This window comes from Pseudoxanthomonas sp., from assembly GCF_002863005.1.
GTDB lineage: Bacteria > Pseudomonadota > Gammaproteobacteria > Xanthomonadales > Xanthomonadaceae > Pseudoxanthomonas_A.
Genome location: NZ_PKDG01000033.1, coordinates 16,417 through 36,010 on the forward strand (window position 1 = coordinate 16,417; position 19,594 = coordinate 36,010).

Annotated in this window: 20 protein-coding genes; 14 read left to right on the forward strand and 6 right to left on the reverse strand. The window is 67.9% G+C overall.

Annotation, left to right across the window (positions count from 1 at the left end; translation table 11 throughout):
• Positions 1 to 174: 174 nt before the first annotated feature.
• The 3 genes from CYU89_RS13140 (at position 175) to plsB (ending at position 4,260) form a co-directional block, all read left to right on the forward strand.
• Positions 175 to 1,104: a hypothetical protein gene (locus CYU89_RS13140; RefSeq protein WP_296281611.1), complete on the forward strand. Its 930-nt coding sequence runs from the start codon at positions 175 to 177 to the stop codon at positions 1,102 to 1,104.
• A gap of 195 nt (positions 1,105 to 1,299) precedes the next feature.
• Positions 1,300 to 1,452, forward strand: coding sequence for an excalibur calcium-binding domain-containing protein (locus CYU89_RS18665; protein WP_343125261.1), 153 nt, complete (start codon positions 1,300 to 1,302; stop codon positions 1,450 to 1,452).
• 120 nt (positions 1,453 to 1,572) lie between these two features.
• Entirely contained in the window at positions 1,573 to 4,260 is a 2,688-nt protein-coding gene (plsB, locus tag CYU89_RS13145) for a glycerol-3-phosphate 1-O-acyltransferase PlsB (RefSeq protein ID WP_296281613.1), read from the forward strand.
• A gap of 161 nt (positions 4,261 to 4,421) precedes the next feature.
• Here the strand turns inward: plsB and CYU89_RS13150 are convergent, their stop codons facing one another.
• Both CYU89_RS13150 and CYU89_RS13155 read right to left on the reverse strand, forming a co-directional pair.
• Entirely contained in the window at positions 4,422 to 5,141 is a 720-nt protein-coding gene (locus CYU89_RS13150) for a hypothetical protein (protein WP_296281615.1), read from the reverse strand.
• Positions 5,142 to 5,729: 588 nt separating this feature from the next.
• Positions 5,730 to 5,936 carry a YdcH family protein gene (locus CYU89_RS13155; protein ID WP_296281618.1) on the reverse strand — a complete coding sequence of 69 codons (207 nt, stop codon included), beginning with the start codon at positions 5,934 to 5,936 and terminating at the stop codon, positions 5,730 to 5,732.
• A gap of 143 nt (positions 5,937 to 6,079) precedes the next feature.
• Between CYU89_RS13155 and ttcA the strand changes: the two genes are divergently transcribed.
• The 5 genes from ttcA to CYU89_RS13180 all read left to right on the forward strand — a co-directional run bounded on the left by ttcA (position 6,080) and on the right by CYU89_RS13180 (position 10,015).
• On the forward strand, positions 6,080 to 6,991 hold the full coding sequence (gene ttcA, locus CYU89_RS13160; protein ID WP_296281619.1) for a tRNA 2-thiocytidine(32) synthetase TtcA: 912 nt from the start codon (positions 6,080 to 6,082) through the stop codon (positions 6,989 to 6,991).
• Between the two features lie 66 nt (positions 6,992 to 7,057).
• Positions 7,058 to 7,963: a recombination-associated protein RdgC gene (locus CYU89_RS13165; protein ID WP_296281621.1), complete on the forward strand. Its 906-nt coding sequence runs from the start codon at positions 7,058 to 7,060 to the stop codon at positions 7,961 to 7,963.
• A 95-nt stretch (positions 7,964 to 8,058) separates the two neighbouring features.
• Complete coding sequence (locus CYU89_RS13170; RefSeq protein ID WP_296281623.1) at positions 8,059 to 8,418, forward strand: hypothetical protein; 360 nt, start codon at positions 8,059 to 8,061, stop codon at positions 8,416 to 8,418.
• A 74-nt stretch (positions 8,419 to 8,492) separates the two neighbouring features.
• Complete coding sequence (locus CYU89_RS13175; protein WP_296281624.1) at positions 8,493 to 9,284, forward strand: SprT family zinc-dependent metalloprotease; 792 nt, start codon at positions 8,493 to 8,495, stop codon at positions 9,282 to 9,284.
• 194 nt (positions 9,285 to 9,478) lie between these two features.
• Entirely contained in the window at positions 9,479 to 10,015 is a 537-nt protein-coding gene (locus CYU89_RS13180) for a hypothetical protein (protein WP_296281627.1), read from the forward strand.
• On the opposite strand, the gene CYU89_RS13185 is transcribed toward CYU89_RS13180, so the two are convergent.
• Together CYU89_RS13185 and hemH are read right to left on the reverse strand one after the other, a co-directional pair.
• Complete coding sequence (locus tag CYU89_RS13185) at positions 9,995 to 10,843, reverse strand: alpha/beta hydrolase (RefSeq protein ID WP_296281629.1); 849 nt, start codon at positions 10,841 to 10,843, stop codon at positions 9,995 to 9,997. The genes CYU89_RS13180 and CYU89_RS13185 overlap by 21 nt on opposite strands.
• Entirely contained in the window at positions 10,840 to 11,799 is a 960-nt protein-coding gene (hemH, locus tag CYU89_RS13190) for a ferrochelatase (RefSeq protein WP_296281630.1), read from the reverse strand. Before hemH ends, CYU89_RS13185 begins: the two co-directional genes overlap by 4 nt.
• A 148-nt stretch (positions 11,800 to 11,947) precedes the next feature.
• Here hemH and CYU89_RS13195 point away from each other — a divergent pair, with 148 nt between their 5' ends.
• From CYU89_RS13195 to tatC, 4 genes are all read left to right on the forward strand, one after another.
• Positions 11,948 to 12,805 carry a lipid-binding SYLF domain-containing protein gene (locus CYU89_RS13195; protein WP_296281631.1) on the forward strand — a complete coding sequence of 286 codons (858 nt, stop codon included), beginning with the start codon at positions 11,948 to 11,950 and terminating at the stop codon, positions 12,803 to 12,805.
• A gap of 81 nt (positions 12,806 to 12,886) precedes the next feature.
• A complete protein-coding gene (gene tatA, locus CYU89_RS13200) occupies positions 12,887 to 13,108 on the forward strand; it encodes a Sec-independent protein translocase subunit TatA (RefSeq protein WP_296281632.1) in 222 nt (73 codons plus the stop codon).
• 24 nt (positions 13,109 to 13,132) lie between these two features.
• Complete coding sequence (tatB, locus tag CYU89_RS13205) at positions 13,133 to 13,645, forward strand: Sec-independent protein translocase protein TatB (RefSeq protein WP_296281633.1); 513 nt, start codon at positions 13,133 to 13,135, stop codon at positions 13,643 to 13,645.
• A complete protein-coding gene (gene tatC, locus CYU89_RS13210) occupies positions 13,642 to 14,397 on the forward strand; it encodes a twin-arginine translocase subunit TatC (RefSeq protein ID WP_296281634.1) in 756 nt (251 codons plus the stop codon). The genes tatB and tatC overlap by 4 nt, the downstream gene beginning before the upstream one ends.
• A gap of 37 nt (positions 14,398 to 14,434) precedes the next feature.
• Here the strand turns inward: tatC and CYU89_RS13215 are convergent, their stop codons facing one another.
• Complete coding sequence (locus tag CYU89_RS13215) at positions 14,435 to 15,364, reverse strand: hypothetical protein (RefSeq protein ID WP_296281635.1); 930 nt, start codon at positions 15,362 to 15,364, stop codon at positions 14,435 to 14,437.
• A 33-nt stretch (positions 15,365 to 15,397) separates the two neighbouring features.
• A complete protein-coding gene (locus CYU89_RS13220; RefSeq protein WP_296281636.1) occupies positions 15,398 to 16,129 on the reverse strand; it encodes a glutamine amidotransferase in 732 nt (243 codons plus the stop codon).
• A 91-nt stretch (positions 16,130 to 16,220) separates the two neighbouring features.
• Here CYU89_RS13220 and glyQ point away from each other — a divergent pair, with 91 nt between their 5' ends.
• Together glyQ and glyS are read left to right on the forward strand one after the other, a co-directional pair.
• Positions 16,221 to 17,150: a glycine--tRNA ligase subunit alpha gene (gene glyQ, locus CYU89_RS13225; RefSeq protein ID WP_296281637.1), complete on the forward strand. Its 930-nt coding sequence runs from the start codon at positions 16,221 to 16,223 to the stop codon at positions 17,148 to 17,150.
• A 147-nt stretch (positions 17,151 to 17,297) separates the two neighbouring features.
• Positions 17,298 to 19,478 (forward strand): glycine--tRNA ligase subunit beta, encoded by a 2,181-nt coding sequence (glyS, locus tag CYU89_RS13230; RefSeq protein WP_296281638.1) that lies wholly within the window; start codon positions 17,298 to 17,300, stop codon positions 19,476 to 19,478.
• The last annotated feature ends 116 nt before the right edge of the window (positions 19,479 to 19,594 follow it).

Here is a 19,594-nt window from a genome sequence, read left to right on the forward strand (position 1 = left end):
ATGTGCCACAACACTTCGTCCTCCGGCCTCGGCCGGATTTCAGGAGGTCGGCGACGTCGAAAGACGCCCCGGCCTCCTTTTTTATGGGCCGCCGGCGGAGAACTTGCGACGACGGTGCTTGCCGCCCGCCCACGCGGGCCGCGAAGATGCGGGGCGACTGGGGAGTCACACCGCATGAAGCCAAGGCCATCCGCGTCCGTCCCGCGCGTGCTGGCAGCCCTCGGGCTGTCGCTGCTGCTGCTGGCCGCCTGCAAGAAGCATGGACCGGAGGAGCTTGCCGGTGCCGCCAGTGGTCCGGCCGCCGCCGTGCGCCAACTGGCCACCCACCTGCAGCGGAATGATCTGGTCGGCTTCGCCCGCGACGCCGTGCCTCCCGACCTCCACGACCGGCTGGATACCGCCTGGCGCGCCGGCCATAGCCGCTGGCCGCTGAGCGAGCTGCCCCTGGAGGACAAGCTGGTGCCGATGCTGGCCGCGCTGTCGGCGAAGGACGCGGAGAAGACGCTGCAGCGCAGCTTCGACCGCCAGTTCGCGCGCCAGGACCGGGACTTGAAGGAGGCCGCGCGCACGCTGGGGCTGTTCGGCGTGCAGTACGTGAAGAACGAGGGCGACTACACCCAGGAAGAACGCGACCATTACGCGCAGGTGATCGCCGCGCTCGGCGACTGGGCGCAGCAGGCACCCCTGGGTGACCCTGCGCTGGCGCGCACCACGCTGGCCCGACTGGCGCCGGCTGCACGTCGCAGCGGACTGACCACGGAGCAGGACCTCAGCGAGGCCGGCATGACGGCCAGCCTGCAACGGCTGACGCCGTTCTTCATCGAGGCCAAGGCGACCTTCTCCCGTTATGGGCTGCCGCTCGACACCACGTTCACCGACCTGCGCACGGGCCTGGTGGAGGAGAAGGGCGACACGGCCACCGTGCGCATCCACTACCCGCTGGGCGAGCGCGAGATCGACACGGTGGTCAGCCTCACGCGGCGCGGCGATCGTTGGTACCTCAGCGACTACCTCAAGCACGCCGAGGATGTCCTGGCGGCCTTGCCCCCGCCCGATGTCCCGGCCCCCGCGCCCTCCGAGCCCGAAACCCCACCGTCACCCTGATGATGCCGGGACACCACGCGAGAGCGGGGCTGGCGCTGGCCGCGTGGCTGGCGTGCGCCTCCTCGGTGCCTGCACACCCGGGGGGGCGTGGACAAGCAGGGGTGCCATACCGACCGGAAAAGCGGTGACTACCATTGCCACCGCATCATCCCGCGCGCCAGGGCTGCACCGAAACAGCCGTTGGCGCCGCCGCACATGCAGCCGCCGGCGCCCGCACGCGCTTTCCGCAACTGCGACGAGGCCCGCGCGCGCGGGGCTGCGCCTGTGGGGCGCGGAGATCCTGGCTACGGGCCGCACTTGGACCGTGACAACGACGGCGTGGGCTGTGAGCCGTATCGGGGACGCTGAACCGCTACGTTTCCGCCACGTGCATCGCTCCCATCGCCGCCGCTGCGATCGGGGGAACTGAAGGGCGGCACTCGCTGCGCGCTGTAACCGCTTCCCAGCCGGCCATGGGGGTGGGCCATAATGCGGTCGATGCCTGAACAGAATTCCCTGCCGTTCCCGGACGGCCCGACCCCGACGCCGCCGGAGAAGAAGCCGGGCGCGACGGACGTGCCCGTGCCTGACGCGACCCAGCCTCCGGCCGCGGATGTCGACATGCGTGGGACGGCCGGCCTGCCGATGGCCCCGGTTGCCCGCCAGGCGAAACGTCCGCTGTGGGCGCGCCTGCTCGGGCGCCTGGCCGACCCCTGGCTGGCCCTGAACATCGAACCCGCCGCGCCGGCCGAGCTGCTGGACGGCCGCCCGGTCTGCTACGTGCTGGAAGACTACGGCCTGTCGAATGCGCTGATCCTCGATCGCGCCTGCCGCGACGCCGGCCTGCCGTCCCCGCTGGTGCCCCTGCCCGTCGGTGGCAATCCGCTGGGCCGCAAGCGCGCCTACGTGGCCCTGTCGCGCCGCAACGCCAGCACGCTGATCCCCGACCAGGTCAGCGCCAAGACGCATTCCGGTTCGCTGGCGCGCCTGCTGGAAGCGCATCGCGCCAGCGCGGGCCTGGACGTGCAGCTGGTGCCGGTCTCGATCTTCGTCGGCCGCGCGCCGGACAAGCAGAGCGGCTGGTTCTCGGTCCTGTTCTCGGAAAACTGGGCCATCGTCGGCCGTTTCCGCCGCCTGCTGGCGATCCTGTTGAACGGTCGCGGCACCATCGTGCGGTTCGCCCCGCCCGTGTCGCTGCGCGATACCGTCGACGAGGGCCTGGAACCCGAACGCACCGTCCGCAAACTCTCGCGCGTGCTCCGCACGCACTTCCACCGCATCCGCGAAGCGATCATCGGCCCCGACCTGTCCACCCGCCGCCTGCTGGTGGACCAGGTGCTCGCCGCCGACCCGGTCAAGGAAGCCATCGCCGAACAGGCCAGGCGAGACAAGTCCAAGCCCGAGGACGCGTGGAAGAAGGCGCATGCCTATGCGTGGGAAATCGCCGCCGACTATTCCAACCCGGTGGTGCGCTCGGCCAGCTTCCTGCTGAGCCATGTGTGGAACCAGATCTACGACGGCGTGCTGGTCCACCACCTGGACAAGTTCAAGGAGGCCGCGCCCGGACACGAAGTCGTCTACGTGCCCTGCCACCGCAGCCATATGGACTACCTGCTGCTGTCCTACCTGCTGTACGAACGCGGCATCGTGCCGCCGCACATCGCGGCCGGCATCAATCTGAACCTGCCGGTGGTCGGCACGCTGCTGCGCAAGGGCGGCGCGTTCTTCATGCGCCGCAGTTTCCGCGGCAACCCGCTGTACTCGGCCGTGTTCACCGAATACGTGGCGCAGCTGGTCTCGGGTGGTTATTCGCTGGAGTACTTCATCGAAGGCGGACGCTCGCGCACCGGCCGCCTGTTGCCGCCCAAGGGCGGCATGATCTCGATGACGCTGCGCGCGTTCCTGCGCCAGCCGCGCAAGCCGGTGCTGTTCCAGCCGGTCTACATCGGTTACGAGAAACTGCTCGAGGGCACCAGCTACCTGGACGAACTCAGCGGCCGCCCGAAGGAGAAGGAATCCATCTGGGCCGTGCTGTGGGGCATTCCCAAGGTACTGCGGCAGAACTACGGCCAGGTGGTGGTGAACTTCGGCGAGCCGATCCCGTTGAACGACGCACTGTCCCGGTACGCGCCCGAGTGGGACGGCACGCCGGTCGGCGAAGAAGAAAAGCCCGCGTGGCTGTCCGACATCGTCGATGCGCTGGCGCAGCAGATCCAGGTCAACATCAACCGCGCCGCGGACGTGAACCCGATCAACCTGCTGGCGCTGGCGCTCCTGTCCACGCCCAAGCACGCGATGGGCGAGGCCGATCTGGTCGCGCAGATCGAACTATCGAAGACGCTGCTGGCCGAACTGCCGTACTCCGACCGCGTGACGGTCACGCCGCACTCGCCCGACCGCATCATCTCCCACGCCGAAGAAATCAACATGCTGCAGCGGATCAAGCATCCGCTCGGCGACGTACTGAGCGTGGACGACGACACCGCCGTTCTGCTCAGCTACTACCGCAACAACGTCCTGCACCTGTTCACGGCCTCGTCGTGGATCGCGTGCTGCTTCCAGAACAACCGGCGCATGAGCCGTGCCGGCGTACTGCGGCTGGGCCGCACGCTGTACCCGTTCCTGCAGGCCGAGCTGTTCCTGCCGTGGAGCGAGGACGAGTTCGCCGAGCGCATGGAACGGACGATCGACGTGTTCGTGCGCGAAGGCCTGCTGCAGCAGGTCAACGACGACGACGGCGGCATCCTGGCGCGCAGTGCCGGCCAGACCGACGAGGTCTTCCGCCTGCGCGCGATCGGCCACTCGCTGCAGCAGGCGTTCGAGCGCTACTACATCGCCATTTCGGTGCTGGTGAAGAATGGTCCCGGCACGCTGGGTGCCGCCGAACTGGAGGGCCTGTGCCAGCAAGCCGCGCAGCGCCTGAGCCTGCTGTATGCGCCGGCGGCGCCGGAGTTCTTCGACAAGACCCTGTTCCGCGGCTTCATCCAGAAGCTGCGCGAGATGAAACTGGTGTGGCCGGACGAGAACAGCAAGCTGGTGTTCGACGAGCGCCTGGACGCGTGGGCGCGCGATGCCAAGGCCATCCTCGGCCGCGAACTGCGCCACACCATCGAAAAGGTCAGCCCGGAAGCGGCGAAGGCCGCCGCGCCGGCCGAGGTGCCCCCCCCGCAGGAGTGAGCGTGGTGATGCGGCGCGCAGCTGCGCCCGTCAGTGCGCGGCGGCGCTGTCCGCCCCGGGGACACGACCGAGGCGGTATCCGGCCGCACCGTGGAGCACGGCCAGGCAGCCCACGTCGGGTGGCCGCTCACCCGTGACGCGGTTTGGCAGCCGCGAGGGCATCAGCACATCGCGTGGAACGACCGCGTCAGCCACGCCTTCGCCGGCAGCGCGCGGGCCGGATCGCGTATCAGCCGGTGCAGCGGCGAGCCGCATTCGGACAGATACGGCTCGTCCTCCATCACCAGCACCATGCGCAGCAGGTCCACGCCGCCCGGCAGGATCGCCGGCGGCAGGTACTCACGGAATCCGTAGTGCTCGAACACGCCGTGCAGGAAGGGCTCGCAGGCAAGCAGGCAGAACTGGATGCGCGATTCCTGCGCCCACCGGTAGGCCTCCTCCATCAAGCGATCCACCACGGGCTTGTTGCGTTCGTCCGCCTGCACCGCGAAGCGCGTGCCCACGGCCACCTGCGACAACGGCCAGGTCCGCGCGAAATCGTCGATCCGGAACAGGTTGCCGTATTCGACCTGCACCGCCAGCGGCGAGAAGTCGTGCAGCCGCAGCGTGGCGATCGCGTGCGAACCCTTCTCCACCGCCAGCGTGGTGCCGCAGCCATCCAGGCCGTCGGTGACGCGCTTGCTGCGGTCGCCGAACTGGCCCTGTTCGTGGAAGTAAACCTCGCGGCGCAGGCGCGGAACGTCGCCCAGCGCCTCGCCGGGCAACATACGCCGCATCCGCAGTCCGATGCCGGCCAGCGCTTCGTCGGTCGCCGCCGATGCCAACCGGGCCTCACGGGCCGAGACCGGGATGCGGGGGTTGAAGGGTTTGTCCTGCTCCATGCCACTCCCTCGCCACCGCACAGGCGTGCGCGTGGCATGTCGTTGGGAACCGCGGCGCCGGCAGGACGGCAGGCGGTCCTTGGTCGGGGAAATCCCCACACCCGGACTACCAAGCAAGCATCGGGCCAACTGCCGCCGCGACCCGCCGGGACCGCGAACGACACCTGCGGCGGGCGTGGCATGGCGGGACGGAGCGCCTGACGTGCGCACGGGCGGCGGCGCGGCACGCTTCCCGGTGACGCAGTGCGTCAGATTGCGCCTCCATCACGCGATTCCCGCCTGCGCGGTCGAGCGGTCTCTGCCGACGCCGTGGCTATACCCGCCCGCGGCACACGGTGGGGAACCGGGCGCCACACGCAATGTCGACACACGCAGGGGAATCCGGTGCGTCTCATCCACCTCGCCCGCCTGGCGACATGCGCGGCGGCTATCGCTCTGGTGGATGCCCGTCCCGCCCCCGACCGCGCCTTTTCGAGTGCCATACTCCCGGCCGCCCTGACGGTGGACGGCGGGGCACTCGACCCGGCCCCCGCTCCCTGCTTCCGTTGGCCCGCTTCGCGGGCCAACGCCATGTCCGTCGTGCGGAACTCAGGCGGGCTCGTCCGGGATCAGTGCGCTTTCCAGACGCGCGATGCAGTCCTTCAGCCACAGCTTGCGCTTCTTCAAGCGCTTGATCGCCACTTCGTCCGCGTCCGCATCATCGACGAGGCGCGCAATGGCGTCGTCCAGATCGCGATGTTCGACCCGGAGCGCGGCGATCTTGTCGGTGATGTCGGCGAGACTGTCGATGTTCACGCGATGAGCGTACACCGTCGCCCTCCCCACCGTCACCGCGCGCCGGTGCCGGCCGCACGCGACGGGACGGTGGCTGCCAGGCACCACGCGCCCCTCCGTGCGCCGGGGCGAGGGCGCATCGGGACGCCGGGTAGAATGGCGGCATGAGTACCGTCCTGCCCCTGCCCGACCCCGTCCTGCGCCGCCCGGCCGTCGACCCGCGCCGTGTCACGCACGAGCAGGGCAAGCTGGCCAGGCGCCTGCGCCGCCAGGTCGGCCAGGCGATCGCCGACTTCGGCATGATCGAGGACGGCGACAAGGTGATGGTGTGCCTGTCCGGCGGCAAGGACAGCTACACGATGCTGGACATTCTGCTGCAGCTGCAGAAGAAGGCGCCGGTGCGCTTCGAGCTGGTGGCGGTGAACCTGGACCAGAAGCAGCCCGGGTTTCCGGGACAGGTACTGCCGGAGTACCTGGAACGCGTCGGCGTGCCCTTCCACATCATCGAGCAGGACACCTACTCGGTCGTCAGCCGGGTGATTCCGGAAGGCAAGACCATGTGCTCGCTGTGCTCGCGCCTGCGCCGCGGCGCGCTGTACAGCTACGCCGAGGACAACGGTTTCACCAAGATCGCGCTGGGCCACCACCGCGATGACCTGGTGGCGACGTTCTTCCTCAACCTGTTCTTCCACGCCAAGCTCTCGGGCATGCCGCCCAAGCTGCTGTCGGACAACGGCAAGCACGTGGTGATCCGCCCGCTGGCGTACGTCCGCGAGGACGACATCGCCGCGTACGCCGATGCGAAGGCGTTCCCGATCATCCCCTGCAACCTGTGCGGCAGCCAAGAGAACCTGCAGCGCAAGCAGGTGAAGAAAATGATGGATGCCTGGGAGCGGGACACGCCCGGCCGCATCGAGACCATCGCGCGCGCGCTGGGCGATATCCGTCCGTCGCAGTTGAGCGACGCAAGACTGTTCGATTTCCTCTCGCTGGGCCATCGCGACGGCGCCACGCTGCATGACGCCCATGCATGGCTGGCCGGTGAGCCGCACGCCGACGGCGAGACACCGCAGTAACCCTTCCGTTTCGATCACTCCGCCCGTCCACGGGAGGAGCGGCTTTTCCCAACTTCTGGATAATCGATGTTCTTCCGCAATCTCACGCTGTTCCGTTTCCCGACCTCCCTCGATTTTTCCCAGCTCGACGACTTGCTGCCGGAGGCGGTGCTCAAACCGGTCGGCCCGCTGGAGCTGTCCTCGCGCGGCTTCATTTCCCCGTTCGGTCGCGGCGAAGACGCGCTTTCCCACCGCATCAACGACGCCATCTGGCTCAGCGTCGGCGGCGAGGACAAGATCCTCCCCGGCGCGGTGGTCAACGACCTGCTGCAGAAGAAGCTGCTGGAAATCGAAGCGAAGGAAGGCCGCAAGCCCGGCGGCAAGACCCGCAAGCGCCTGAAGGACGACCTGCTGCACGAACTGCTGCCGCGCGCGTTCGTGAAGCCGTCGCGTACCGACGCGCTGATCGACCTGGAGCACGGCTTCATCGCCGTCGATGCGTCTTCGCGCAAGACCGGCGAGAACGTGGTGTCGGAAGTGCGCCGAGCGCTGGGCAGCTTCCCCGCTCTCCCGCTCAACGCCGAAGTCGCGCCGCGCAGCGTGCTGACCGGCTGGATCGCCGGCGAACCGTTGCCGGAAGGCCTGTCGCTGGGTGAGGAATGCGAGCTCAAGGATGCGATGGAAGGCGGCGCGGTGGTGAAGTGCCAGAACCAGGAACTGCAGAGCGACGAGATCGCCAAGCACCTGGAAGCCGGCAAGCAGGTCACCAAGCTCGCGCTGGTGCTGGACGACCACGTGTCGTTCGTCCTCGGCGAGGACCTGATCGTGCGCAAGCTGAAGTTCCTCGACGGCGCGGTCGACCAGCTGGAGAACACCGAACACGACGACCTGCGCGCCGAGCTCGATGCCCGCTTCGCCCTGATGGCGGGCGAGCTGAAGCGGCTGTTCCTGGTGCTGGAGCATGCGTTGAAGCTCAGCAAGGTCGAAAGCTGAATCGGTCCGCGGTCCGAGGGTGGGATGCCTTCGCATTGACACGCGTCCGGAGACGGGCGCAGGATCGATTGCCGACCACACAAGGATAGAGTGAGATGAAGTCGATCCTGATCGTGTTTTCCCTGGGTGTCGCCTTGACGGCGGCGGGGTCATGCATGGCCACACCCGAGTCGGCGCCTGAGGCGTCCACGCAAACCGCGCGCCACGACTTCAAGCTTGTCACCCCGGACGTGCTGACGCCCTCCGGCAAGCAGTTCATCCGCCAATGCGACGACAAGGCCTTCGCCGCAACCGATGACGAACGCGGCTTGGCCAACCGCTGCGAACGGCTGTTGACCGGCTGGCGTCAGGAGGCCCACGCGCTCGTCGCCTCCCAACCTCCCGGTCCCCCGTCGGTGGGCGTTCCCTACGGACGCCCCATGGCCAGTTCCTCGGCCTACCGGTACCGACAGTGATCGCGCCGGCCTGATGTCCCCACGAAGAAGCCGGCGCCTACGCCGGCTTCTTCGTTCACCGCTACGGCGTGCCCATGCTCCGACTGCTCCACCGCAAACCCGCCCCCCCGCGAAGCATCGAACGCGATGTGGTTCACCTGACGCTGGACGACGGCGCGACCATCGAAGTCCGACGCGTCCGCGATCCCCGTGCGAAGCGCCTGAAGCTCAGCGTCGACGAACGCGGCGCACGGCTGACGCTGCCGTGGCGCGCGAGTCTGGTTTCCGGCGACCGCTTCCTGCAGCAGCATCGTGGGTGGCTCGGCGAACAGCTCGCCCGCCATGCACCCGATGACGACGCGACACCCTGGGCGCCGGGCGTGACGAGCCACCTGCCGCTGCGCGGCGAAGACCTTCCCCTGCACTGGCACGAGGGACGTTTCGCGCGGATCGAACGGCAGCAGGACGGCATCCATGCATTCCTGCCTGCCCGCGTCAGCGATGCGACCTTGCGGAGGACGCTACGCGGCTTCTACGAGGCCGAAGCGCGTGCCGACATCGGTCGTTGGCTGCCGGGCTATCTCGCGGGACTGCCCCGGTCGCCGCGGCAGATCCGCCTGAAGGTGATGTCCTCGCAATGGGGGTCGCTGGCACCCGATGGCACGCTGACGCTGGACCTGGCGCTGGTGCTGGGCCGCCCTTCGGCGTTCGAATACGTGCTGGTCCACGAGCTGTGCCATCTGCTCCAGGCCAACCATTCGCCGGCCTTCTGGCGGGAGGTCGAAGTCCGCTTTCCGGCCTGGCGCGACGAACGCGCTTGGTTCCATGCGGAAGGGCGTCGGCTGAAGGCCTCGCTGCATCGTCTCCTCGAGACCCGCCAGGGCTGATGAGAAGGGATTGCATGTCCTGAGTGAGACGTGCGTCACGATTCAATGGGGAGCCGATGGTGGCGGCCCCCTGGGGAGCGCCGACACCTCGTCGGATCCTTCCCACTGCCGATATCGCCATGGATCACCGCCCGCTTACCCCCCGTTCCCCTTCCCGTGCCGTCTCCGCCACGCGCGACGAAGGTGCAGATTCGATGCGGAAGTTCTCGCTGTATGCCGTCCCCACCTCCGAGACGGCGGCCAGCCTCAATGCCCGTCGCGCCCTGATGAGCCGCAAGAGCCTGTCGGTGGAAGAGGCCGGCAACCGAGCGCGCGAGCGTCGGCGGGCTGCCAGTGCGATCCAGCGGTTCGACCGTGTCGCCAGGCTGCTCCTCGCACTCTTGCTGGTGGCCGGAACCGTGGCGTGGGTGGGCAGCGCGCGGGATTCGATTCCCACCCTCCTGGCCGGCTACGTGCTGCTGGGCTTCGCCGCCATAGCGCTCATCGCACGCCTGACCCGCACGCCGGAGGCTGCGCGGCTTCCGCTGGAGCGGTATTACCTTCCCGACGAGCAACTGGCCAGTGCGGAAGACATCACCCTGCTGCGCCGCCTGGCGCAGGACGACAGCGAACTGGATGCCGCCACCACCGCATGGTGGCGGAGCAGCGCGCCGATCCGGAAGGGCGATATCGCGCTGGCGGTAGCGTTTCATTCCGCCAAGCGCGGCGCGTCAGGGCAGCAGAAACGCTGAGACCAGCGCGGCGACCGTCGCGGGGTCTTCCATGTGCAGGTGGTGGGTGCCGGGGATGACATGCAGCCGGCCGTCGGGCAGCAGTGCCGCCCGCTGCGAGCGCAACGGTTCCGGGAAATAAGCCTGCGGCGGGTCCGCGTAGACCACGGTGGTCGGACAGGCGACGCCTGCCACCAGCGCTGCCAGCTGCGCCTCGTCCAGTCGTTGCGGGGTGGGCAGGGTCAGGCGCGGGTCGCTGCTCCAGACATAGCCGCCGTCGACCGCCCGTACCCCGCGCTCGACCAGCAGGCGTGCGGCGGGTTCGCTCAACTGGTTCGCCTGCATGCGCGCCCGCACCGGTGCCGCGAGGTCGCCGAACACGCGCAGCTGCTTGCCCGGCAGCGAACGCGCAGCGGCGATCGCCTCACGCCACCGGTCGGCCGTACGTTCGACGGTCTCGGCTAGGCCACCGAGCGCTTCGATCACCACCAGGCGCTCCACGCGCTGCGGCACGGCGGCCGCCATCAGGCTGGCGATCCCCGCACCCATCGAATGGCCGAGCAGCGAGAACGTCTCCCAGCCCAGCGCATCGGCGATATCGAGCACCGCGTTGACCGCCACGCCACTGGTGTACTCCGCCCCGGGCGCAAGATGCGCGCTGCGTCCATGGCCCGGCAGGTCCGGTACCACGAGCTGTAGCCCCGGCAGATGGCCGGCGATCGGGACGAAGCTGGCCGCATTGTCGAGCCACCCATGCAGGGCGAGCACGCGCGGACCCGTCTTCGCCGCACTGCGCAGCCCGCTGATCCGGCCCAACGCGATGTCGACTTCGAACGCTTCCAACGTCATGCGCGCGCGTCGTCCGCCTGGCTGACCAGCGCAGCCAGCGCATCGGCATGCTGCCCATCATCGTTGAGGCACGGGATGTAACGCAGCTCGCCGCCGGCGTGCGCGACCTGCTCGGCGAAGCCGATACCGACCTCCTCCAGCGTCTCCAGGCAATCCACCGCGAAGCCCGGACACACCACATCGACCTTGCGCACACCGCGCGCCACCAGCGCCTGCAGGGTGGTGTCGGTGGCCGGTTCCAGCCAGCGCTCCTTGCCGAAGCGGGACTGGTAGGTCAGCGTCCACTCGCCGTCGCGCAGTCCCAGCGCCTGCACGATGGCACGCGTGCTGGCCTCGCAGCGCTGCGGATACGGGTCGCCGTTGCGCGCCAGTCGTTGCGGCAGCCCGTGATAGGAGAACAGCAGGTGCTCGCCCGCCCCCTGCCGCGCGCGCCATTGGCGGATCGCATCGACGACCGCCTGCACCCAACCGGCATCGACGGAATAGTCCTCGATGAAGCGCACCTCCAAGCCCGTCGCCTCGCGCACGACCACGTCGCGCACCGACTCGGTGGTGGTCGTGGAGTACTGCGGATACAGCGGCAGCACGACCACGCGTCGGATGCCCTCGGCCCGCAGCGCCTGCAGGCGGCTGGCCACCGATGGCTCGCCGTAGCGCATCGCATCCCGCACGCGCCATGCCGGCAACCGTGCCTGCAGCGCAACGGCCAGGCGACGCGTGTACACGGCCAGCGGCGAACCCTCGGGCAGCCAGATGCTGGCGTACTTCGCGGCCGCCTTCGGTCCCCGCAGCGGCAGGATCACGAAGTGCAGCAGCGGGCACCATAGCCATCGCGTCAGCTGCACCACGCGATGGTCGTGCAGGAATTCGGCCAAGTAGCGCCGGACGGCGCGGGGTGTCGGCGCCTCGGGCGTACCGAGGTTGACGACGAGCAGGGCGGTGGGCGTGTCGGACATCCGCGTATTGTGGCAGAGCCCCTGCATCGCACCGAGCCGGTCTTGCACCACCGGTGGTCGGCGCCCGCTGTCAGCACCGATTCATCCCTGCGCGCCTACTTTCAAGCAGTTGCAGCGTCCTGCTGCGAAACCCCCTTATGGAGCCGCCATGAACCGCACCTCCCGTCGCCTGCTGCCGCCCACCGCGCTCGCGCTGGCCGCCGCCCTGTTCGCCGGCCAGGCCATCGCGGGGCCGAAGGAAGACGAGCGCGCCGCCAATGCAGTGCGCGTGCTCAACGAAATCCAGCGCATTCCGGAAAACGGCATTCCCGACAAGCTGCTCGACGAAGGACGGGCGATCGTCGTGATCCCCGACACGCTGAAGGCGGGGCTGGTGATCGGCGGCCGTCGCGGCCACGGCCTGATGTCGGTGAAGAACCCGGACGGCAGCTGGTCGCAGCCGGTCTTCATCAAGCTCACCGGTGGCAGCATCGGCTTCCAGGCTGGCGTGCAGTCGTCGGACGTGGTGCTGGTGTTCCGCAACGACCGCTCGCTCGACTCCATCGTCAACGGCAAGTTCACCCTCGGCGCCGACGCGGGCGTGGCCGCCGGTCCGGTGGGCCGCAACGCCAGCGCATCCACCGACGGCCAGCTGAAGGCCGAGATCTGGTCGTGGTCGCGGGCGCGCGGTCTGTTCGCCGGGGTGGCGCTCGATGGCGCGGTGCTGCAGATCGACGACGAAGCCAACACCTCGGTCTACGGCAGCGCCGCGACGCCTCGCGCCATTTTCGAGAGCCGCGCCGGGCAGCCGTCGGATGCGGTGGTCGGCTTCCGCGACGAGCTGGAGGAAGTCACCGAACTGGCACGCGGCAACCGTGGCACGGCCGGCGCAACGGCGTCGGCCGCTGCGCGCACCCCCGCGCCCGCCGTCGCGCCGGTGGTCGTCGAAGCCCCGGCCCAGGCGCAGGGATTCGAGCCCGTGCAGGACGGCGAGGTGCGCACCGAACCGCTGGATGGCACCCCGTAACGGAAGTAATGGGCGGTGGATCGCCATCCCGGCGGTCTGCCTGCGCTATCCTGAGCGCCCCAACTTTCCTGCGAGCACACCATGGGCGGTTTGAGCATCTGGCATTGGATCATCGTGCTGGTGGTCGTGTTGCTCGTCTTCGGCACCAAGCGCCTGCGCAATGCCGGCCAGGACCTGGGCGAAGCGGTCAAGGGTTTCAAGAAGGGCATGAAGGACGACGACAAGCCCGCCGGCCAGCTCGATGACCAGTCGCGCAGCGACGCATCCGACGCCGCCAAAGAGCGCGACCGCGACGCCCGCTGATCCGGCGGGACGTCCGCCGCGACCATGTTCGATATCGGTTTCAGTGAACTGCTGGTCATCGCGGTCGTCGCGTTGATCGTGCTCGGCCCCGAGCGCCTGCCCAAGGCGGCGCGGTTCGCCGGCCTGTGGGTACGACGCGCCCGCGCGCAGTGGTACTCGGTGAAGGACGAGCTGGAGCGCGAGCTCGCGTCCGAAGAACTCAAGCGCAACCTCAGGGATGCTCAGGACGCCCTGCGCGATACCGAGCAGCGTATCCGCGACAGCGCGCGCGAGACCGAACGCCAGTTCGAGGACGTGCGCCAGGCGGCGCGCGAGGACGCCAAGGCGCTTCGCGACGACGTCGAATCCGCCATCACGCCTCCCGCGCTCGCGAGGCCGCCGGCAGCATCTGCAGAGAGGGAGCCCGAGCCGGTGATCGAATCGGAACGCCGTTCCGATGCGACGACCGACGCGGACATCGATGCGCCATTGGAAGCGAACCACCAGCCTGAAGCCGGCACCACCGCCGACCTGTTCCCGCCCAAGGACGCGCGATGAATCGCACCTCCCCGGATCAGGAAGCCGAAAGCAGTCTGATGGAACATCTGCTGGAACTGCGCACGCGATTGATGCGCGGGCTGGCGGGTACCGGGGTGATCCTGCTGGCGCTGCTGCCGTTCGTACGCCAGCTCTATGATCGCCTCGCCCAGCCGCTGATTTCGCAACTGCCCGCCGGGCAGGCCACGCAAATGATCGCCAGCGACCCGACCTCCGGGTTCTTCGCGCCGATCAAACTGGCGTTCTTCCTCGCGTTGTTCCTGTCCTCGCCCTGGTTGCTGTACCAGGCATGGAGCTTCGTCGCGCCCGGTCTGTACAAGCATGAGAAGCGCCTGGCGATGCCGTTGCTGGTGTCGGCCATCGTGCTGTTCTACGCGGGGTGTGCGTTCGCCTACTTCCTCGTGCTGCCCAGCGTGTTCCACGCACTGACGGTGTTCACGCCGGACATCGTGACGCTGGCGCCGGACCCGGCGAAGTATCTGGACTTCGTGATGGTGATCTTCCTGGCGTTCGGCGTGAGCTTCGAGCTGCCCGTGGCCTTGGTGATCATGGTGCTGCTGGGCTGGGTGACACCGCAGCAGCTGCGGGAGGGGCGCGGTTACGCGATCGTCGGTGTCTTCGTCATCGCCGCACTGATCACCCCGCCCGATGTGGTGTCGCAGCTGATGCTGGCGATCCCGATGTGCCTGCTTTACGAGCTGGGCATCATCGCGGCGGGCTGGCTCAAACCGAAAGAACAGCCCGCTTCGTAGGGCGGGCCTTGGCCCGCCGCCTCACGATCCCTAAGGTTCAGACCTCGATCCGCGTCGACGTCGGCGAAGAGCCACCTGTCGACGCAGGCTTATCCCCATCCAGCATCTGACGCCACGCGGTGTACGCCGCGCCTGCGATGATGGGCATCAGGCTGCCCACCATCGTGGCGTTGATCAGCAGTACGGCAATCACCGGACCCAGTACTAGCTGGATGAAGACGCCGACCATGTTGAGTGCCAGATTCAGCACGAACATGAGGATCGTCAGCAGCACCGAGAAAACCACCAGTGCCGGGAAGTTGCGCAGGTTCACTGACAGGCTCGCACGCAGGGCAGCCATGCCTCCGCGGTCGCGGAAGACGACCTCGGCCATGGCGACCATGACCAGAAGGATCACCACCGGCGTAATGATGACAACAGCCACCACCCACAACATGAGCCTCAGAACCGGCAGCGCGGAAATCAGCGCAGTCACTTGCTGAGGATTCGGCGGCGCGCCGCTAGCGCTGAGCTCTCGCAGCTTCAGCATCACCTCATTGGTCTGCTGAGCGCCCTCGGGGCCGATCAGTGCAATCAGCAACAAACCACACAACATCGTCACGATCACCGGCACTAGGGACACCACCACGAGCGGGCGCAGGTGACGTAGGCCCACCTGCAGATGCTCAAGGGTCGCGACCCGCCCCTCCGCAACCTCCCGTGCCGCCCAAACCACGCCACTGAAGACGATGCAGGGTACGCCCAGCAAAACGAGATTGGCAGCGAGCGACCCAAGGAAAGACAGCGGAAACGGCAAGGCAGACGCAGCCAGCATCCCGATCAACGCCACTACCAACCCGAAGGCAACTACCAGCAGTCCGGACAGGCTGATCGTGATCAGCGGCACCGGCGCGCGCTTCAGCAGCGCGAAGCCCGCCAGCAGCCATTCCGCGCCGGCACTGGCCGGCACCTTGTTGATCGTCGACATCGGGGATCTCTGGGAGAAGTACAGCAGGAATGCTCAGCGCGCGTGCAGGCCACGCGCATGGCGGACGAACCGCCGCAATAGTTTGCGGGCTTGCGGCGCCGCCGTCACGCCGCGGGCGATGGTGCCGGGGCAGCGGCCCTCGCTGCGCAGGTGCTCGGCGCGGGCGTGCACGTAGCCGCGCATGTGGTGGGTGGCGAATTCGGGATGGAACTGCACGCCCCAGGCGCGATCGCGCCAGCGGAACGCATGGCAGTCGTCCTGCTCGGACCGGGCCAGCACGGTCGCGCCATCCGGGGGCCGGGCCACGGTCTGTACGTGGGTGGCGTGGGCCGTGAACTTGCGCGGCAGCGCGGCGAAGAGCGGATCGTCCTGTGCCTGCGGGTGCAGGTCGATGTGGACCGTGCCGGATTCGCGCCCAGCCGGGTTGTACGCGACCTCGCCACCCAGCGCATGCGCCAGCAACTGGTGCCCGTAGCAGATACCGAGCAGCGGCAGGCCCTCGTGGGCGGCGTCGCGCAGCCAGTCGGCACTGCGCTCGCTCCAGTCGGCGCGGTCGGTGACCATGGCGGCCGAGCCGCTGACGATGACGCCGGCGAAGCCTTCGCGCGATGGCAGCGCATCGCCGCGCTCCACATTCGCCACCACGGTCTCGTGCGCCTCCAGCCCGGCGGCCACGCGGATCCAGTGCGGGAAGCCGCCATAACGCCGCATCGAGCGCACCGGCTGGCCGGTTTCGACGATGAGGAAAGGGGCTTTCACGGACATATCCACGACGGCGGCGAACGGGCGGAAAACGGCGGAAGGACAAGGGCTTGCCCGTATACTAGCCCGCTTTTCCGCAGTGCACGATAACGCGATGGCCGGACAAACCATTTCACCGGTAACCACCTTCCAGGGCCTGAGTTTCCAGGCGCTGATCCAGACCCTGAACCAGTACTGGGCCGACCAGGGCTGCGTGCTGATCCAGCCGCTGGACCTGGAAGTCGGCGCCGGCACCTTCCATCCCGCCACCTTCCTGCGCGCGCTCGGGCCCGAGCCGTGGAATGCCGCCTACGTGCAGCCCAGCCGCCGTCCCACCGACGGCCGCTACGGCGAAAACCCCAACCGCCTGCAGCGCTATTACCAGTACCAAGTGGTGATGAAGCCCAACCCCGACAACATCCAGGAGCTGTACCTGGGGTCGCTGAAGGCACTGGGCATCGATCCGCGGGTGCACGACCTGCGCTTCGTCGAGGACAACTGGGAGTCGCCGACCCTCGGTGCCTGGGGCCTGGGCTGGGAAGTCTGGTTGAACGGCATGGAAGTCACCCAGTTCACTTATTTCCAGCAGGCCGGCGGCCTGGAATGCCGCCCGGTGCTGGGCGAGATCACCTACGGCCTGGAACGCCTCTGCATGTACCTGCAGAACGTCGACAACGTCTACGACCTCGTCTGGACGGTCGGCCCGCAGGGCGTGGTGAAGTACGGCGACGTGTACCACCAGAACGAGGTGGAACAGAGCACGTACAACTTCGAGCACGCCGACGTGGAAGAACTGTTCCACCGCTTCGACGCCTGCGAGAACGAAGCGCTGAAGCTGGTCGAGGCCGGCCTGCCGCTGCCCGCCTACGAGCAGGTCTGCAAGGCCAGCCACAGCTTCAACCTGCTGGACGCGCGACGCGCGATCTCGGTCACCGAGCGCCAGCGCTACATCCTGCGCGTGCGCAAGCTGGCGCAGGGGGTGGCCGAGGCGTATTACGCGCAGCGGGAGAAGCTCGGGTTTCCCGGTTTGAAGAAATCTGCTTGAAGCCCCTCTTCCACCGGGAGAGGGGTTGGGGAGAGGGGCGATTGAGTCCCGGTGGTTTGGACCGTCATTACTCCGCTCGCCCCTCATCCGCCCTTCGGGCACCTTCTCCCGAGGGGAGAAGGGAAACGCACCACAAGGCTTGACGACATGAGCGAACAAAAACCCCTGCTGATCGAACTGGGCACCGAAGAACTGCCGGTCAAGGCGCTGCCCGGCCTGGCGCAGGCCTTCTTCGATGGCGTGATCGCGGCGCTCGACAAGCGTGGCATCGGCCACGAGCGCGGCGACGCCAAGCCGTTGTACACGCCGCGCCGCCTGGCGGTACTACTGCCGGCCGTGGACGTGGAACAGCCCGAGCAGACATCCGAAGTGCTGGGCCCGTACCTCAACATCGCGCTGGACGCGAACGGGGCACCGACCAGGGCGCTGGAAGGTTTTGCTGCGAAAGCGGGCATCGACTGGACCGCGCTGGAGCGTACCACCGACGGCAAGGGCGAGCGCTTCGTCCATCGTTCGGTGAAGCCGGGCGCGAAGACCGCCGACCTGCTGGCCGATATCGTGCGCGAGGCGCTGGCCGGCATGCCGATTCCCAAGCCGATGCGCTGGGGCGACCACGACTACGCGTTCGCGCGGCCGGTGCACTGGCTGGTGCTGCTGCTGGGCAAGGACGTGGTGGACGCCGAGGTGCTCGGCGTGAAATCCGACCGCATGAGCCGCGGCCATCGCTTCGAACACGACAAGCCGGTCTGGATCGGCCAGCCCGACGATTACTTGGATGCGCTGCGTGGCGCCAAGGTGCTGGTCGATGCCGACGCGCGCCGCGCCCGCATCGTCGAGGAAGTGCAGAAGGCCGCGGCGCAGGCCGGCGGCAGCGCGCGCATCACCGACGACAACCTCGAGCAGGTGGTCTGCCTGACCGAGTGGCCGGCCGCGGTGCTGTGCAGTTTCGAATCCGCGTTCCTGGCCGTGCCGCAGGAAGCGCTGATCGAGACAATGGAGATCAACCAGAAGTTCTTCCCGGTGCTGAGCGACGGCGGCAGGCTGACCGAGCATTTCATCGGCATCGCCAACATCGAATCGCAGAATGTCGACGAAGTGCGCAAGGGCTACGAACGCGTGATCCGTCCGCGCTTCAGCGACGCGAAGTTCTTCTTCGACGAGGACCTGAAGCAGGGACTCGTCTCGATGGGCGACGGGCTGAAGACCGTCACCTACCAGGCCAAGCTGGGCAGCGTCGCCGACAAGGTCGCGCGCGTGGCCGCGCTGGCGGAGACGATCGCCGCGCAGGTCGGTGCAGATCCGGAACAGGCTCGCAAGGCGGCGCTGCTGGCGAAGAACGATCTGCAGTCGCGCATGGTCAACGAGTTCCCCGAACTGCAGGGCATCGCGGGGCGCCACTACGCGCTCGCGGCGGGTGAAGCGAAGGAGATCGCGCTGGCCATCGACGAGGCCTACCAGCCGCGCTTCGCCGGCGACGACATCGCGCTGTCGCCGCTGGGCAAGGTGCTGGCGATTGCGGAGCGTCTGGATACGCTGGCAGGTGGTTTCGCGGCGGGGCTGAAGCCGACAGGCAACAAGGATCCGTTTGCGCTGAGGCGTAATGCATTGGGATTGGCGAGGACGGTGATTGAGAGTGGGTTCAATCTCAATCTTCACGAACTGCTTAAGCGCGCTAGGCATGAGGTTAATGTCAGCGCTTCGGGCAATCATGCGCTCAAGAGAATCGACGCTCTTGAGAAAGCGAAAGAGGCGGGGGCACACCTTCCAGACCCCGTCGTAAGCGACGCGCAGCTATCGCTTGCTCAGCCAAATCAGGATGGCGAACTCTACGACTTCATCCTCGACCGCCTCCGCAGCTACTACGCCGACAAGTGCGTGCCTGCCGCGCACTTCAACGCGGTCGCCGAACTGAAGCCGGCCTCGCTGTACGACTTCGACACCCGCCTGGACGCCATCGGCACCTTCGCCACGCTGCCGGAAGCCGAGGCGCTGGCCGCGGCCAACAAGCGCATTGGCAACATCCTGAAGAAGGCCGACATCGCCATCCCTCACGCGATCGACCGCGCGCTGCTGACCGACCCGGCCGAGAGCGCGCTGGCCGAAGCGGTGGAAGCGGTGCTCGGCGAGACGGACGAAGCCCTTCACCACCACGACTACGTCACCGTGTTGAACCACCTCGCCCGCCTGCGGCCGCAGGTTGATGCGTTCTTCGACAGCGTGATGGTCAACGCCGACGACCCGGCCGTGCGTGCCAATCGCCTGGCACTGCTGAAGCGCCTGGCTGATCGCTTCCGCGCGGTAGCGGCGATCGAGCATCTGTCGGGCTGACGCTTGTTTCCTTCTCCCCGCATGGCGGGGAGAAGGTGCCCAGCGGGCGGATGAGGGGCAGAGCGCGGTACTTGTACAGGCGCAGCAGTGTCCTTGCTACGTTCGCCCCTCACCCG

Bases quoted from the DNA above. Each gene is read 5' to 3' on its own strand.
- CYU89_RS13175 (WP_296281624.1), top strand. From the start codon at position 8,493: ATGCTCCGACTGCTCCACCGCAAACCCGCCCCCCCGCGAAGCATCGAA.
- CYU89_RS13170 (WP_296281623.1), top strand. From the start codon at position 8,059: ATGAAGTCGATCCTGATCGTGTTTTCCCTGGGTGTCGCCTTGACGGCG.
- CYU89_RS13185 (WP_296281629.1), bottom strand. From the start codon at position 10,843: ATGACGTTGGAAGCGTTCGAAGTCGACATCGCGTTGGGCCGGATCAGC.
- glyQ (WP_296281637.1), top strand. From the start codon at position 16,221: ATGGCCGGACAAACCATTTCACCGGTAACCACCTTCCAGGGCCTGAGT.
- tatA (WP_296281632.1), top strand. From the start codon at position 12,887: ATGGGCGGTTTGAGCATCTGGCATTGGATCATCGTGCTGGTGGTCGTG.
- CYU89_RS13195 (WP_296281631.1), top strand. From the start codon at position 11,948: ATGAACCGCACCTCCCGTCGCCTGCTGCCGCCCACCGCGCTCGCGCTG.
- CYU89_RS13215 (WP_296281635.1), bottom strand. From the start codon at position 15,364: ATGTCGACGATCAACAAGGTGCCGGCCAGTGCCGGCGCGGAATGGCTG.
- glyS (WP_296281638.1), top strand. From the start codon at position 17,298: ATGAGCGAACAAAAACCCCTGCTGATCGAACTGGGCACCGAAGAACTG.
- CYU89_RS13165 (WP_296281621.1), top strand. From the start codon at position 7,058: ATGTTCTTCCGCAATCTCACGCTGTTCCGTTTCCCGACCTCCCTCGAT.
- CYU89_RS13150 (WP_296281615.1), bottom strand. From the start codon at position 5,141: ATGGAGCAGGACAAACCCTTCAACCCCCGCATCCCGGTCTCGGCCCGT.
- CYU89_RS13220 (WP_296281636.1), bottom strand. From the start codon at position 16,129: ATGTCCGTGAAAGCCCCTTTCCTCATCGTCGAAACCGGCCAGCCGGTG.
- CYU89_RS18665 (WP_343125261.1), top strand. From the start codon at position 1,300: ATGCAGCCGCCGGCGCCCGCACGCGCTTTCCGCAACTGCGACGAGGCC.
- tatC (WP_296281634.1), top strand. From the start codon at position 13,642: ATGAATCGCACCTCCCCGGATCAGGAAGCCGAAAGCAGTCTGATGGAA.
- CYU89_RS13140 (WP_296281611.1), top strand. From the start codon at position 175: ATGAAGCCAAGGCCATCCGCGTCCGTCCCGCGCGTGCTGGCAGCCCTC.
- ttcA (WP_296281619.1), top strand. From the start codon at position 6,080: ATGAGTACCGTCCTGCCCCTGCCCGACCCCGTCCTGCGCCGCCCGGCC.
- CYU89_RS13180 (WP_296281627.1), top strand. From the start codon at position 9,479: ATGCGGAAGTTCTCGCTGTATGCCGTCCCCACCTCCGAGACGGCGGCC.
- plsB (WP_296281613.1), top strand. From the start codon at position 1,573: ATGCGGTCGATGCCTGAACAGAATTCCCTGCCGTTCCCGGACGGCCCG.
- hemH (WP_296281630.1), bottom strand. From the start codon at position 11,799: ATGTCCGACACGCCCACCGCCCTGCTCGTCGTCAACCTCGGTACGCCC.
- tatB (WP_296281633.1), top strand. From the start codon at position 13,133: ATGTTCGATATCGGTTTCAGTGAACTGCTGGTCATCGCGGTCGTCGCG.